This is a genomic window from Lysinibacillus sp. 1 U-2021 (genome assembly GCF_029916965.1).
Classification (GTDB): Bacteria; Bacillota; Bacilli; order Bacillales_A; family Planococcaceae; genus Lysinibacillus; species Lysinibacillus capsici.
This window is the reverse complement of the sequence record NZ_CP123966.1, coordinates 2,610,400-2,624,754: the sequence shown is the minus strand read 5'-3', so window position 1 is coordinate 2,624,754 and position 14,355 is coordinate 2,610,400. Positions and strand designations below refer to the sequence as shown.

General features: G+C 38.7%; 15 protein-coding genes and 1 riboswitch. Of the genes, 8 read left to right on the top strand and 7 right to left on the bottom strand.

The window, feature by feature from the left end; genetic code table 11:
* Nucleotides 1-6: 6 nt before the first annotated feature.
* Together QH639_RS13565 and QH639_RS13560 are read right to left on the bottom strand one after the other, a co-directional pair.
* Nucleotides 7-555, bottom strand: a complete 549-nt coding sequence (locus QH639_RS13565) for a histidine phosphatase family protein (protein ID WP_281114667.1) — start codon at nucleotides 553-555, stop codon at nucleotides 7-9.
* Between the two features lie 98 nt (nucleotides 556-653).
* Nucleotides 654-1,961, bottom strand: a complete 1,308-nt coding sequence (locus QH639_RS13560; protein ID WP_103117740.1) for an ATP-binding protein — start codon at nucleotides 1,959-1,961, stop codon at nucleotides 654-656.
* Nucleotides 1,951-2,124, top strand: a riboswitch (cobalamin riboswitch). (Overlaps the previous gene by 11 nt.)
* 30 nt (nucleotides 2,125-2,154) lie before the next feature.
* Here QH639_RS13560 and QH639_RS13555 point away from each other — a divergent pair.
* The 7 genes from QH639_RS13555 to QH639_RS13525 all read left to right on the top strand — a co-directional run bounded on the left by QH639_RS13555 (nucleotide 2,155) and on the right by QH639_RS13525 (nucleotide 8,988).
* The gene (locus tag QH639_RS13555; RefSeq protein ID WP_281114666.1) at nucleotides 2,155-2,277 is read left to right on the top strand and encodes a hypothetical protein; all 123 of its coding nucleotides are present in this window, start codon (nucleotides 2,155-2,157) and stop codon (nucleotides 2,275-2,277) included.
* Nucleotides 2,278-2,339: 62 nt separating this feature from the next.
* Nucleotides 2,340-2,507 carry a hypothetical protein gene (locus QH639_RS13550; protein ID WP_167444835.1) on the top strand — a complete coding sequence of 56 codons (168 nt, stop codon included), beginning with the start codon at nucleotides 2,340-2,342 and terminating at the stop codon, nucleotides 2,505-2,507.
* Between the two features lie 169 nt (nucleotides 2,508-2,676).
* Nucleotides 2,677-4,038: a PepSY-associated TM helix domain-containing protein gene (locus QH639_RS13545; protein WP_237900300.1), complete on the top strand. Its 1,362-nt coding sequence runs from the start codon at nucleotides 2,677-2,679 to the stop codon at nucleotides 4,036-4,038.
* 181 nt (nucleotides 4,039-4,219) lie between these two features.
* Nucleotides 4,220-5,698, top strand: coding sequence for a sensor histidine kinase (locus QH639_RS13540; protein WP_279494622.1), 1,479 nt, complete (start codon nucleotides 4,220-4,222; stop codon nucleotides 5,696-5,698).
* Nucleotides 5,676-6,362: a response regulator transcription factor gene (locus tag QH639_RS13535; protein ID WP_281114665.1), complete on the top strand. Its 687-nt coding sequence runs from the start codon at nucleotides 5,676-5,678 to the stop codon at nucleotides 6,360-6,362. The genes QH639_RS13540 and QH639_RS13535 overlap by 23 nt, the downstream gene beginning before the upstream one ends.
* A gap of 115 nt (nucleotides 6,363-6,477) precedes the next feature.
* Nucleotides 6,478-7,188: an ankyrin repeat domain-containing protein gene (locus QH639_RS13530; protein WP_281114664.1), complete on the top strand. Its 711-nt coding sequence runs from the start codon at nucleotides 6,478-6,480 to the stop codon at nucleotides 7,186-7,188.
* 717 nt (nucleotides 7,189-7,905) lie between these two features.
* Nucleotides 7,906-8,988 carry a hypothetical protein gene (locus QH639_RS13525; protein ID WP_259419101.1) on the top strand — a complete coding sequence of 361 codons (1,083 nt, stop codon included), beginning with the start codon at nucleotides 7,906-7,908 and terminating at the stop codon, nucleotides 8,986-8,988.
* Between the two features lie 110 nt (nucleotides 8,989-9,098).
* Here the strand turns inward: QH639_RS13525 and QH639_RS13520 are convergent, their stop codons facing one another.
* The 4 genes from QH639_RS13520 to QH639_RS13505 all read right to left on the bottom strand — a co-directional run bounded on the left by QH639_RS13520 (nucleotide 9,099) and on the right by QH639_RS13505 (nucleotide 12,718).
* On the bottom strand, nucleotides 9,099-9,704 hold the full coding sequence (locus QH639_RS13520) for a response regulator transcription factor (protein ID WP_004229368.1): 606 nt from the start codon (nucleotides 9,702-9,704) through the stop codon (nucleotides 9,099-9,101).
* Nucleotides 9,701-10,813, bottom strand: a complete 1,113-nt coding sequence (locus tag QH639_RS13515; RefSeq protein ID WP_281114663.1) for a sensor histidine kinase — start codon at nucleotides 10,811-10,813, stop codon at nucleotides 9,701-9,703. Before QH639_RS13515 ends, QH639_RS13520 begins: the two co-directional genes overlap by 4 nt.
* A 13-nt stretch (nucleotides 10,814-10,826) precedes the next feature.
* A complete protein-coding gene (locus QH639_RS13510; protein WP_281114662.1) occupies nucleotides 10,827-11,954 on the bottom strand; it encodes a DUF418 domain-containing protein in 1,128 nt (375 codons plus the stop codon).
* A 152-nt stretch (nucleotides 11,955-12,106) separates the two neighbouring features.
* Complete coding sequence (locus tag QH639_RS13505; protein ID WP_237900307.1) at nucleotides 12,107-12,718, bottom strand: class I SAM-dependent methyltransferase; 612 nt, start codon at nucleotides 12,716-12,718, stop codon at nucleotides 12,107-12,109.
* A gap of 230 nt (nucleotides 12,719-12,948) precedes the next feature.
* Between QH639_RS13505 and QH639_RS13500 the strand changes: the two genes are divergently transcribed.
* Entirely contained in the window at nucleotides 12,949-13,191 is a 243-nt protein-coding gene (locus QH639_RS13500) for a hypothetical protein (protein WP_004229360.1), read from the top strand.
* A 51-nt stretch (nucleotides 13,192-13,242) separates the two neighbouring features.
* Here the strand turns inward: QH639_RS13500 and QH639_RS13495 are convergent, their stop codons facing one another.
* On the bottom strand, nucleotides 13,243-14,292 hold the full coding sequence (locus QH639_RS13495) for an NAD(P)/FAD-dependent oxidoreductase (protein WP_131519845.1): 1,050 nt from the start codon (nucleotides 14,290-14,292) through the stop codon (nucleotides 13,243-13,245).
* Nucleotides 14,293-14,355 lie beyond the last annotated feature (63 nt).

Genomic DNA, 14,355 nt, shown 5'->3' with positions numbered 1-14,355 from the left:
CTCTTTTCAAATGGAATCTAATGCTGCTAGATTTTCTAAGGTTAGTTTTCTCACAATCTCATAACCATGTCCTTGACCTTTAGGTTTTATGACAACCGTCCCCATATTCGAAATGATGCCCAGCCCCACATTTCTTGGAAAGCTATGCCCAATGATTATGTTGTTTATGCCCTCGGGTGGGATGATTTCCAGCATCGATGTAGAAATCGTTACTATACTGCTTTGCACTACTGTAGGAAGATTGCCACCTAACATAAAGATTTCAAACAAGAAGGGGTCAATTTGGAGATTGCTGTTTGGAAATGCCAAACGTGCTGTTTCAATGGTCCGACAAAAAGGACTGGTAGTGATGATGGAAAGGATGGGAATTTGCCAATAGCGTAGCATTTGACCATAATAAATTGCCTCCCTACGACCTTGATCGGATAAATTCCGTTGATTTTGACAACTTTGAAATGTACCATATGCTTGATCTACACCAATAGTTGCTGTTCCGTGTCTTGCATATAAAGTTAGCCCACCTTTTCTCAATAACGCTAGGAGACCCTTTTCCATTTTCTTCATCTCCTTCATCATATCACTTTCTACTTTGTAATGTATGTGCTGTACATAGAAAAAAGCTCCCCACAACTTTTTGTAGGAAGCTTTTTTTGTTATTTTATTGGAATTCTGACAATAGCAGTCGTTTCTAAATGTTTTGATGAGTCAATTGAAATATGACCATTATATTTAGTGACAATTTCTTTGACAATAAATAAGCCTTGCCCTCTTAGTCTACCATTCTCATGTTTTTTCGTTGAAAATCCTTGTTTGAATATGTGATCGGGATTCGCAATATTTGGCCCAGTATTGGTAATTTTAAATTCATACTGAGATTCATCTGCTGTACAGCAAATCTTAATCTTACGTTGTTCCTCAGGTAATTCAACAGCAGCATCAATCGCATTATCAATTAAATTGGATAGAATCTTGATTAAATCTGTCGTTTTAATCTTATTAAAGTCATTTTGAGAAAGCGTAAAATCCATATCAATATGATGATTTTGAGCAGTTAACTTCTTCGTTTGCAATAAGATGGACAAACCTGGATGATCAATATTTAATTTTAATGACTTGATCGCCTGAACTTCTTTTGATAGTGAGGATAAATATTGTCTCGCCTGATCTGTTTTTTCTAATTGTAATAAACCATGTAACACTTGGATATGGTTCGTAAAATCATGACGTAGGGACGACACCGAAGTAATCAATGTTTTGATTTCTGCTAGATATGTGTCCTCTGTAGCGCCAACTTCCTTCGCTACCTCTTTTTGATACCATCTTTGTAAAAATAAAAAAGAACCGATGACAATTAAAATAAGTACACCATTAAAAATAAAATTAAATAGGTTGTCTTCAATGACTTTACCCTTAATACCATTTAGCGTATCTGCACTAATGTCAATGCCTAAATACCCGATAATTGTTCCATTATCATCTTTGATGGGTGCACCAACAGATAAATAAGACCCATGTTCAGAATCATGAATTACCTCTGTAACATAGGTTTCACCATTATAGGCCTTTTCAACATGCTTTGCAGGAACAGTACAAACCACGCCAATACCGAAGCCCTCTTTCATTTCTTTTGGCATTCCTGTAATCATGGCTATAGATACTTCAGGATTGTCCACCTTTAAGGTGTAAACAAATAGTGCACCTAATTTTATCCTTGCATCGTTTAAATAATTTCTTACTTTCCAATAATAATCATTTTCCTGTGGATTATTTAAAAATTGCTGATAGGCATCCGTATCTATGGATGCAGCAATAGAATGGGCTGCCTCTAAGCTTTGATTGGCAATCGACTCTTCAACGGTCTTTTTTATTTTTACATAGGATGTAAAGATGTTTAAACTTGTAAACAAACATAATAAAATCGTTGATAGAATTAATATTAGTTTTATTTTTCTATTTTTCATAAAAAACGGTACTTCCTCATCTATAAATATTCTAGAATATTATTGCTGTCCCGCAACTGTAAATGGGAGCACATTTCAAAAGGCCACTGTTACGAGTCGTAATGGGAAGGTGAAAGGTGTGATGAACATAAGCCAGGAGACCTGCCTTTATCTAGTACAGCCAAAAAACCTACGCGGATAGGGGGTGTTGAGTGTGACTAGAGAATTTCTCCTGCATGCTCATAGTACGATGATTGCTAAAAAGGGTGCTTCTATGAATAATAGAAAGCTTCTTTCCATCTGGCAATCATCGTATTATGTCGTGTATTTGTCATAGTAGACATCTTTCTGATGAGGGAAAGATGTTTTTTTATGGAAAAAATTAAAGGAGCGGTCCACATGAATCCACAAGTTGTTGAGTACTATGAAAGCTTATTCAAATTTGAAATTATGCAAGAGCCTAAACCCTTAAAGGAGCTTGTCGAACAATATGTTGGGCATGATGCTTCACATGAGCAATCTATTTTAGCAGCATACGCAAATGTTTTGAAAGAATTAAGAGGATAGAATATGTTTGGCTACTTCGAAAAACGAAGTAGCCATTTTTATGAGTAAATAACATAATACCAATTGGAATACATTTGTTTGTCATAAAACTGCCTTTAGGACTTCATTCATATTTCACTTTTTACTTATATAATTAATCTGCTATAAATAGAGAGATTGGAGATTAAATATGAAAAATTTGCTTTATTCTAGGTTTTGGCGACTGCATTTTTTCGCAGCACTTTTTATTACGCCTTTATTGCTGTCTCTCACATTAAGTGGGATTGGTTATTTGTTTTTTACAGATGTAGAAAATCGATTATATGACGATTATTTCTTTGGTGAGAGCCATAAGGAAGAGGTCTTAACAATTGATGAAGCCGTGGAAAAAGCGGAGGCAGCATTTGCAGGATACTCTACTACAAAAGTGATTATGTTGGAGGAGCCATATAATACGCGTTTAACTTTATCAAATGGCACTAAACAAAAGTACGTATTTTTAGATGATCACAATCAAATGGTTGGTAGTCAGGACGCCGATTATACATTTTCAAATATTATGAGAAATACGCATAGCTCCCTCTTTATTGGTGGTACCTTTGTAAACTATTTAGTAGAGCTAGCAGCTTGTTGGACGATCTTTTTATTACTGTCAGGTCTTTATATGACATTCAAGGGAAATCTCCTAAAGAAGGGCAAGTCAGAGAATAAGAGGCAAAAAAGTAAGAGATTGCATGCACTTGTTGGGACAATCATTACCATTCCAATGGTGATGTTCATTTCGACTGGGCTATTATGGTCTGCTTTTCAAGGTTCCATGCTTGCAGATATAGCGTCAGAAAATCCTACTTTTGGGTATCCATTACTCCAACAAAAGCCACCAACATCTGATGTCTCTGAAATTCCATGGGCCACTCGTCAATTAGAGGCACCGACATCAGAAGGAGAACATGCTCAACATCATGGCGGTGGTGCTGTCCGTTATACGAACGACAGCCAAATGACGATTGCTCAGCTTGAAAAAGAAATCAATTCGATGAACATTGCTAAGCCTTACTCTATAATTTATCCGACAAACGGTGAGGGCGTCTATACAGTGGCGAAGGCTAGTAATTCTGGTGTAACAGGGCTAGATGTAAAACCTACAGCAGAAGCCACAATGTATTTTGATCAGTATAGTGGCAAGTTTATCGATCAAGTGAATTATGACGATTATGGCCCATTAGCTAAATTCTTTACATGGGGAATACCATTACATGAGGGGCATTTATTCGGCTGGCCGAATAAGCTTTTAAACTTAGTGGTTTGTCTAGCCTTTTTAGCCGTAATCGTGTGGGGCATTCGCACTTGGATTTTACGTAGAAAAAAAGGGGAGCTGTCTGCACCACCGCAAATTTCTCATAAAATATCCATGCCATTCATTATTTTCCTTGTCATATTAGGGATTATGATGCCGCTATTTGGTGCGTCATTAATCGCTGTGGTAGTAATTGAATTTATCCTTTTAGGTTGGCAAACAAAGAAGAAGCTAAGAGCACAAGAAACTAAATAAAGCTAAGATGATACGGCACAGCGGGTTTGTGCCGTATCTTTTTTTTTGTTTATTTCATTTATAGGAACGCAATACTATACTGAAGCGGCAAAAATGTTTATAGATTTTTCAGCATGATTTTATAAAGTTTTAAGATTTGTATGGTACATTGCTAGTAGTTTCAGCTTATGGGGGTATGTAGATGTCAATAAAAACAAGGTTTTTGCTATCTTATGTGGGTGTCATCATCATTGCCATCACACTATTACTAGCAGCGGTATTTCTTTTTTCCTTTGCCATTACAGGTGATGTCAAAGCGATTGAGCATTTTTATAAAAAATCTTATGTCCAAAAGCCTTTGACGACAGTAGAGGAAAATGCGTTTCTAGATTTAAAATTACTAGCTAAAAAAAGTCCCCAGCAGCTTTTAGATCTCGAACAGCTTGAACAAATCAATGCGCCTTCGATAGAGATTGTGGTACGAAAAGATCATCAAATCGTGTATTCAACACAGAAAGAGCATAAACAATTATTGCTTCAAAGCTTACCTAGCTTTGAAGCGACCAATATTAATTCTCGTGACACCATCATGATAAATCGAGCCTTTTATACGTATGTTAAATTTGATTTTTATTTTCCAGATCAAACAGAGGGCAGTATTTTCGTATTGAGAGAGGTTAGTTCCCATGCAGAGGTAACGAGGGAACTGCTACCGATTCTTTTAGGTATTTTATTTGTCCTGTTTATGATGATTATTGGCTTTTTAAATTATTTAGTATCAAGAAGTATTATTAAACCGATATCGGCATTAAAGGAAGGGGCAGAACGAATTAAATCGGGCGACTTGGATTTTGAAATTGCGACCCACTCGAAGGATGAAATTGGTCAACTGAATCGGTCATTCGAGGAAATGAGAGTCAAATTAAAAGAATCCATCCAGCTTCAGCTTCAATATGAGGAAAATCGAAAGGAGCTCATCTCCAATATCTCCCATGATTTAAAAACGCCGATGACTTCCATTATCGGCTATGTGGAGGGCATTAAAGATGGTGTGGCAAATACAGAGGAAAAGATGGATAAATATTTAACGACTATCTATACAAAGGCAAAGGATATGGATGTATTAATTGATGAGCTATTCTTATTTTCTAAATTGGATTTGAAAAAGATTCCCTTCCAGTTGGAAAGCATTAATCTCCAGCAATATATGCATGATTATGTAGAGGATGCAAGCTTTGATTTTATTGCACGAGATATTCATTTACAATATCTATCAGCAGGCTCGCCGCTTTTGGCAATGGTGGACCGAGATAAATTAAGACGTGTCCTGACGAACCTTTTAAGTAATAGCGAAAAATATATGGATAAGCCGTATAAGCAAATCATTATTTCCTTGCATGAGCGAGCAGAGGATGCGATTATTCAGGTAACAGATAATGGTGCAGGCATTGATCCTGTCGCATTGCCCTATATTTTTGATCGATTTTACCGTGCGGAGCCTTCACGTAATTCGCAAACAGGAGGCAGTGGCTTAGGGTTAGCCATTGCCAAACAAATCGTTGTTGAAATGGGTGGCGATATTTGGGCAAAGAGTGAATTAGCAAAGGGCACGAGCATATTCATTTCATTGAAAAAGGCTGAGGAGAAGGTGAATCATCATGAAAAAAATTCTGCTAATTGAAGACGAGGTGAGCATAGCTGAGCTTCAACGAGATTATTTAGAGATTAATGGCTTTAGAGTAGATATCCAACATCATGGAGAGGATGGGCTACAGCAGGCACTTAAAGGTAATTATGATTTAATCATTTTGGATATTATGCTACCAGGGATAAGTGGCTTTGACATTTGTAAACAGATTCGAGCGGTACACAATATTCCCATTTTATTTGTTTCAGCTAAAAAGGAGGATATTGATAAAATTCGTGGTCTTGGACTAGGAGCGGATGATTATATTACAAAACCATTTAGTCCGAGTGAATTAGTGGCAAGGGTCAAGGCCCATTTGTCAAGATATGAGCGTCTGGCGAGCCATCAACAAACAAATCATATGATGTCCATTCATGGTATTACAATCGATACTTCGGCTAGAAAGGTGTTTGTTAATGGTGAGGAGATTGCCTTTACAACGAAGGAATTTGATTTACTTGTCTTTTTTGTTAGACACCCCAATCAAGTATTAAGTAAGGAACAGCTATATGAGCGAAACTGGGGCTATGAATCAGCTGCAGACGTTTCGACTGTCACTGTTCATATACGAAAGCTACGTGAAAAAATTGAACGAGAGCCAGCGCATCCCAAGTTTTTGGAAACAGTATGGGGTGCAGGCTATCGCTTCAATGTTTAAGTAAAACTACCTCGTCCTTGTGACGGGGTAGTTTTTTTAGACTTTTTTAAGAATTCGTTAATGGGCAATTTAGCATTACCGCTTACACTGAGGAAGGAAAGGCGGTGTATTAAAATTGAAAAAAAGGCAGGCAGTTATCATTGCATTAACATTTTTACTTCAAGGGTGTGCCTCAATTGATACAGAAACAATACAGCATGATAAAGGTGGGAGTGAAGTGGTGGGAACAGAATGGGCGAGTGAGTTGCTCAAGGCAGCTGAAAGGGGAGATATCGATGGGCTTCAACTTGCTTTGAAACAAAAAGGGGACATCAATGTACAAGATTCAAATAATCGAACAGCTTTGATGATAGCTACCTATAATCAGGATATAGAGGCAGTTAAATTATTAATAGATGCAGGAGCAGATGTTAATATTCAGGATAATCAGCAAAATACGCCATTTCTCTATGCAGGTGCGGAGGGCTATCTGGCTATTTTAAAGATGACCATTCAAGCTGGTGCTGATCCGACTATTTTAAATCGATATGGGGGGACAGCACTCATACCAGCAGCAGAGCATGGTCATGTGGAGGTCATCGAGGAGCTATTGAGCAATACCGATATTGACGTCAATCATGTGAATCATTTAGGCTGGACAGCCCTGATGGAGGCGATTGTCTTAAATAACGGCAATCCAACACAGCAAACCGTAATACAACGACTAATTGAACATGGTGCTGATGTAAATATTCCCGATCAAAATAACGTGACACCTCTGCAACATGCAAAACAACGAGGATTTAAAGCAATCGAACAAATTCTACTTGCAGCAGGCGCAAAGTAACCCAAACTGTAGAGACGGCTCTCTACAGTTTTCTTAGTGTTGAAAAACAAAACAGTCAATTGAAAGGTAGAAATGGATTTCCGTTGCAGGCTACTTGCTTTCCTGTGGGCGAGCGCCGAATCACTTCCTCCGCTACCGCTCCATTTAGAGTTTCGCCTGTCTTGCTATCCCATGGGAGTCAAGCAGCCTTCCACTTCAACCCACTAACTTATTAGCAAAGGTTTTCAAATAAAGTGAAGGTGTTCACTACTCTTTATGAAGAGGTGTTGTCATGCATCACTTCTCCACATTGAAAATAAGAACTTATCCCCTCTAAGAATACAGTTAATGGACGATTTGTTACTATAAAAAAGTAAAGACACTTTGCAGAATGGTTGATTGGAGTGGAGCCAGCGTCACTCCTAGGGGATTTAGCGTCACAGAGGAGACCCTGGAGCGAACGTAAGTGAGTGAAGCGGCTCATCGGACGCCCCCTGGAAAGGACGCTGGCGTAACGGAAATCAACCCCTCGACTTGCAAAGTTGCTTTTTCTGGCGTTGACATCATCTTTTTTCAACAACATGCAAACTGTAGAGACAGCTCTCTACAGTTTTTTGTTCTTAAATTATTTTTCCTATTTTTTAATTCTTTTTTAATAGTTTATTTAGTAGCAGTTTAGATATGGACTTTATGATAAATTTTGTCAACCAAATTACACCATAAAGGAGAGTTCAACAAATGAAATTAAGAAAACGTATTGTCCCAGCAGCATTGGCTTTATCCGTAGTATCAGCAGGTCTAGTAACCATAGGCGAGCCATTAAATGCAGATGCGGCAAGCAATAAAGCAGTAGTAGCGGAAAACGAGCAAGTAGCTAAAATTACAAACATCAAGCCATTAAATACAATGACACTACAAATTACATTTAATCAGCCATTAGCAGCAGCTGATATAGACCTAAATCATTTAGATGCTATAAAAAAACATTTTACGTTTAATGGAGATTTAGAGATTGTCAATGTGCCACGCTTAATGACAGGCTCTAAGCGTACATATATTGTACCAACAACATTCCAAGAAGATGATTTTATCTATACATTGAGCTATAAAGAGCAACGCAATAAAGTTTTTGAGGGCACAGATGAAAAGGTATATGTACGCAATGTGGAGCAAGTCACAAATGATACATTTACATTGGAATCCTTTCAGGAGGATGGCGTAGTAGATTATGCTAATATTATTGAAGCCTATCGCGCAGGCCGTGGAGATTTAGCATTTAGCTTAGATGGTCATAATCGAGATGCTAGCGGCAAACGCTTTGATGTTATTTCTTCCTTACGTGATCGCTATGTGACGGTGAGAACAAGTGAGGGAGAAGAGTTTGTTGCTAATTATGTACCATTTACACAAGCAGCTGATGGCAGACAGGCTCCTCAGTTTAGACTCCCTGCTGGCAAGATTTTAAAACCAGGTGTGACTTACCATGTGTACGCACAATGGGCGGAAATAGATGTAAGGAGCTTTGTAGCGAAAGAAATCGCGCCAATCACTCTGCAAACAGCGAAAGCCATGGATGAAAAATCCTTTGAATTACAATTAAGAAACGATCCGCAATCTGATTTACTTGCTGGCCGAAGTGTAGCATTAAAAGGCAGTGATGGGAGTACATTGCAAGCACAATATCGTTATTCATCACGTAAAGGTGCTGTGGGCATTTTTGATCTAACGAATGGTGGTACGTTGAAGGCAAATGTCAGCTATACCGTAATCCCATTAAACAACTGGGCTATAGCAACAGATATAGTGCTACAAGGAAAATAAACGTTCTTTTGCTTAATAAAATAATGAATCTGTCATTTGAAGCCTAATAAATGGAACGTATTTTATGCTAACATTGTAAAAATCTCGTCACAGCTGTGGCGAGATTTTTTTTATAGCCAGCCTTTTTCACCTGCTACCTGAGCGGCTTGCTGTCTAGATTCAACTTGTAGCTTTTGAATAGAGGTAGATAAATAATTGCGAATCGTGCCCTTCGTTAAAAATAACTGCTTACTGATTTCGTTTGTGGTCAAGCCTTTTTTGACTAGCTGAAGCACCGCAATTTCTCGTTCATTTAAAGGGTTTTGCTCCTTCATAAATAAGGAGGCGGCTAAATCCTTGCTGACCACCTTTTCTCCTTGCATGATTTTTCGAATAGTAGCAATTAAATAATCGATGGGTTCATCTTTCAATAGATAGCCGTGTACCTCGCAATCCATTGCCTTCTGCAAATAACCAGGGCGTGCAAAGGTTGTTACAATCATCACCTTGCAAGGGAGGTTGGCCTGTTTAATTTTTTCAGCAAGCTCAAGCCCTGATAGATGGGGCATTTCAATATCGACTAGGCAAATATCTGGTGGCTCCTGCTGGATCAATTCCCATGCTTGTTGTCCATCTGCCACCTCAGCTATGACCTCAATATCAGGCTCAAACGCTAGTAGCGAAGTTAGGGCACCACGTAACATTTGTTGGTCTTCTGCTAGTAATACACGTATCATCTTAGAGGTTCCTTTCCATCTTGAATTGGTAGAGTGAGGGTGACGCTGGTGCCTACTGGTGTGTCACTTTCAATCAGGGCAAAGCCTTGCAGCATATGCATTCTTTCTTTTATGGAGTGGATGCCATTCCCACGTCCTTGTGACTGTAAACCGATGCCATCGTCTTTCATCACAAGTGTATAGTGTCCAGCACAACATTGAATGGTGAAATGACATTTTTTTGCCTGACTATGCTTGAGAATATTCGTAGTCGTCTCTCGTACACATAGAGCAAGCATCGTTTCCTCCACACTAGAAAGTACGATTTGAGGACATTGATTGTCAAGGGTTGTCGTAATATTCGCGCTTTGTAAAAGCTGTTGGCAATGGATAAGCTCCGTTTGCAAAGAAATAAAATTCATATCAGACACAAGCTCACGTACTTGTTTTAAGGCGGTACGGGTAGTGGCTAATATGTCATGTAGCTCAGGCTTCACGCTTGAAGGATCTCGGTCAATCAGTTTGGTCGTTAGTTCGGTTTTTACTTTAATCATTGTGAGCGTATGGCCAATTGTATCATGAAGGTCTCTAGCGATCCGTTGTCGTTCCTCTTGCTGAACAAGCTGTGTATTTACGTCTGCCAGCTCAGCCTGCAGATTTTTCGACTTTTCCACAAAATAAATGAGAATCGGGAGCACCAGTTGAAACATCATTATCGGTACTAGTACCTGTGATTCCTTTGGTAAAAGGGAATCTGTTGTCATGTACAAAACCGTCAAAAACATGACAGTGATGGCTACAATCCCACAGGCAATATGCCATTTTGATTTTGCACGTCCTAGTAAGTCGGCAAAGGTAAAGCCAAAAATAAGCATAAAAGGATCGACAATTATGCTAAGTAAGGTGATAAGGACAAAGGCTACTAGAGATGCGGAAAGTAGCCGCCAATCTCGATGCCATAAAGCCATGTAGAAGGCTATTAGGTATAAAAGGAGCACTGTTATTTTCATAGCTAAGGGAAGGGAATGAGACCCTAATACTAATGCGAATAGGAAAATGACAGAAGCTGCATCAATGATTAAATAATGCTTAATTTGTTCTCTAGGATATATTTTTATTACTAGCACCATCCTTTGTTGCTGATTACTGTGTCATCGCTTGAAGGGCTTTTTTACGAATCCATTCCATAGGGCCCATTTGAAATTTCTGTAACCAAGCGAACGCTATAACAAGTTGTAAGATTGATAGAGATAGCCAAATACCAATGACAGTGAAGCTATTGACTTGCCCACCTAAGCCAAGCCCCCAGCCATAAAAAATAATCGACGCAAGCACGTTTTGGAGGACATAGCAGCTTAAAGACATTTTACCAACATGAGCAAAGCGCTGCCAAAGCCAGTCTAGCCTCTTATATTCTACCAGTTTACCTAAAATTCCAATATAGCCAATGGATAGAAGAGGGGCACAAAGATAGCGAACAGGTAAATCAAAAAGCCCACCAGGAATAAAAATAAGCAGATTGATAGGAAAGCCAACGAATACACCGATATTAAATAGCTTTTGTCGAGTTTGACGTCCTTTGTCAGTTGGTGAAAATACCTCATTACGCATGAACTTCATACCAAGTAAAAATAAAAAGACATTCATCGGGATAATAAATATAGCTTCTGAGCGATAAAATAAAAAGTTTGTGAGACGATGCTGCACCTGCGCAAACCATGTGCCATGTTCATAGAGCTCAGAAACGGATGCCATACCATTTAATGAAACACCAGCTCCTTGTAAGGTACTGATAAAAATAAGCAGAATCATTAGGATGTGAAAGCCACCAAAAAAATAAAAGGCTCCTGTCATGACCTTATCACCCAAACGTACAATAAAAGCGACGATGAATGCTGTGACAGCATAGCTCATTAAAATATCATACTCCATCACAAGCGTGTAGTGCAGTAGCCCCTCTAACCCTAAGAAGACGATAGTCCACAGGTACACTCCTGGCCAGGCTGTACCTCTCCGTAAGGCTTGCTGATATTTTAATTGCAGACCTACTCCAAACATAATTGTTAACAATCCAAGCAGCTTGCCATTAACGAAAAATAATACAACCATACGTAAAAAATCATTGAAGGACCACCAACCAGAATAATCACTTGTTGTTATATACGATAAATCACCAAGATAAGCAAAAATCCAAATATTTGTGCCAAGCGTTCCTAAGACGGCAAAGCCTCTTAACATATCGATAAAGGGGAGTCTTTGTTGTGTTTGCATAAGTTCGATCACTCTTTCTTTTTTTTCTTACCTTAAGGATAAGAAAATTTCAAGAGAAAACCTATTCACACCAGTCAAAGAATCTAGATGACAGGTGTCATAAAGTATGCTGTGCCAGCACAAAAACCAGCAACGCTTTTGCTGCCGGCTCATTATTTTGTACAGGTATAGATGCGATAGTCTAAAAGGTCTTCGTATTTTTCATTCATGGCAATATGCTGATCCATGATTTTATAGAATTCGGATTCTATATCTTTGGAAACTTGAAATTCAGGCTTGGATGAGATGGATTTGTTTTTTTGTATACGGATATCATAAAAACCAGCCTGTTGCAGTAGTCTTACCCAATCCTTTTTCCTGAGGAGAGACTGAAAGCCGTAAAATTGTTGGAGGTCATCTGCAAGTTCGGTACGAAGTGTTTGAGGAATGGTAAATTCGATAGCAATGAAGCGGCCACCTTTTTTCAATAAACGATAAATTTCCTGCAAAGCCTGCTGCAAATTAACAAAGGCCAGAACCGACTCAGCTAGAATCAAGTCAAATGTCTCGTTCGCTAACGAGGTTTGTTCAATAGAGCCTTGCAAAAGTTTAACAGGTAGACGTGCTTTATGCATACGCTGACGAGCCTTTTCTATCATGATGGGCTGAATATCGAGACCTGTGACGTTTGCTTGATAGGAAGATGCTAAATAAGCAGCCGTTTGCCCTGTACCACATCCCACATCTAAAATATGTGCGTTTCGTTCGATATTCTCTGCTTGCAAAACAGCCTTTGATAGATTAATGCCCCCAGGATGTGCGCCTCCGACCCCGAACTTAGCTAAAAAGGTAAGATAATGAGAGTCTTGTATAGTACCACCTTCTTTTTTCTTATAGTATGACAGGGAAACTAGTATGGTTCCCTTATTATTTTTAACCTCTTCTTCAAAAGTCTAATTCGCTATAAAAATTTTCACATATACTAGTGAGAAGCTTTCAGATAGGGGGTGTATAAATGCCATATTTTCAGCCGAATGCTAGAAGAGGTCCATATCCGCCAAACAATAGGCAGTATTTTGGCCCACCTTTTCGAGGTAGGATGGTGCAACCATACTATTCTCCCAATCAACAACAGCAAGGTCCTAGATTAGGAAATTTACCAGATCATTTAAATACAATTATGGGGCATGCTGGGACGATTACAAATGGAGTAAATATGTTGAGACAGATGGGGGCGTTATTAAGTTTATTTAGATAAAAAACTAGAAACCCTCTTAAGATCAGGCTCTTAAGAGGGTTATATTTAGGTTTAATGGGCTGGTGCAAATTGCTTTTCGATAATAGAGCGATTTTTCTCTTTAAATAGCTCATTATGAGAGGACACCATGCCATGACGATAGGCAGTTGGTTCTAAATACGTTTTAATAGAATTGACTGCATTGGCGGCATCTTGGAATGTGCCAAGTAGCAAATTAATTTTTCCATCAAATGATAAAATATCACCTGCTGCAAAAATACCTGGCTGTGCTGTTTCACCTGTTGCCTTTCCTTCAACATAATAATCATCCTTTTTCGGAATGGCAATGGCCTCATCAAATGCAAGAGACGCCTCACGATTATAGCCATGACTGACGATTACCTCATCGATTTGACGCGTATAACTTTGCTTCGTTATCGTATTCTCACATGTGACTAATTGAATAGCCGTTTTATCAATATTTGCGGAAAGCTTTGTAATCGTTGTATTACACTCAATGCGCACACCTGCATCCAGTGCTTCCTGTACAGTGGCTTCGTGTGCTGATAGATTCTCTTTGCGGTAAACAACCGTTACGCTTTTGGCAATCGGACTTAATTCAACAGCCCAATCGATGGCTGCATTACCACCGCCTGAGATCATGATATCCTTATCGACAAAACGTTTATACGATTGCACAGTGTAATGTAGATTGGACATTTCATATTTTTCAGCACCCTCAAGTGTTAGCTTTTGAGGGCTAATAATGCCGCCACCTACAGCTAACAGTACCGTTTTAGAATAATGCTTTTCACCAGCTGCTGTATGAATGACAAAAATATCATTGTGACGTTCAATTAAATCTACTTTTGTACCTGTCAAAATTGTAGGATCAAATGTTTTGGCTTGCTCGATTAATTGTTTAACAAATTGTTCACCCAAAACGGGAGGATGTCCCCCAATATCCCATATCAGCTTTTCAGGATAAAGTAATACTTTACCGCCAAGCTGTGGTTGACTTTCTAATAATTTTGTTTTTAAACCCCGTAAACCACTATAAAAGGCACTATATAAGCCAGCTGGGCCACCGCCAATAATTGTCACATCATACACATGCTGCATTTTTATTGCCACATCCTTAACAAATAGTAAAAAAGTAATTGACAAAATCTTATCAGGTAACTA

Bases quoted from the DNA above. Each gene is read 5' to 3' on its own strand.
- QH639_RS13545 (WP_237900300.1), top strand. From the start codon at position 2,677: ATGAAAAATTTGCTTTATTCTAGGTTTTGGCGACTGCATTTTTTCGCA.
- QH639_RS13495 (WP_131519845.1), bottom strand. From the start codon at position 14,292: ATGCAGCATGTGTATGATGTGACAATTATTGGCGGTGGCCCAGCTGGC.
- QH639_RS13520 (WP_004229368.1), bottom strand. From the start codon at position 9,704: ATGATACGTGTATTACTAGCAGAAGACCAACAAATGTTACGTGGTGCC.
- QH639_RS13565 (WP_281114667.1), bottom strand. From the start codon at position 555: ATGGAAAAGGGTCTCCTAGCGTTATTGAGAAAAGGTGGGCTAACTTTA.
- QH639_RS13510 (WP_281114662.1), bottom strand. From the start codon at position 11,954: ATGCAAACACAACAAAGACTCCCCTTTATCGATATGTTAAGAGGCTTT.
- QH639_RS13540 (WP_279494622.1), top strand. From the start codon at position 4,220: ATGTCAATAAAAACAAGGTTTTTGCTATCTTATGTGGGTGTCATCATC.
- QH639_RS13550 (WP_167444835.1), top strand. From the start codon at position 2,340: ATGAATCCACAAGTTGTTGAGTACTATGAAAGCTTATTCAAATTTGAA.
- QH639_RS13560 (WP_103117740.1), bottom strand. From the start codon at position 1,961: ATGAAAAATAGAAAAATAAAACTAATATTAATTCTATCAACGATTTTA.
- QH639_RS13535 (WP_281114665.1), top strand. From the start codon at position 5,676: ATGAAAAAAATTCTGCTAATTGAAGACGAGGTGAGCATAGCTGAGCTT.
- QH639_RS13525 (WP_259419101.1), top strand. From the start codon at position 7,906: ATGAAATTAAGAAAACGTATTGTCCCAGCAGCATTGGCTTTATCCGTA.
- QH639_RS13500 (WP_004229360.1), top strand. From the start codon at position 12,949: ATGCCATATTTTCAGCCGAATGCTAGAAGAGGTCCATATCCGCCAAAC.
- QH639_RS13515 (WP_281114663.1), bottom strand. From the start codon at position 10,813: ATGGTGCTAGTAATAAAAATATATCCTAGAGAACAAATTAAGCATTAT.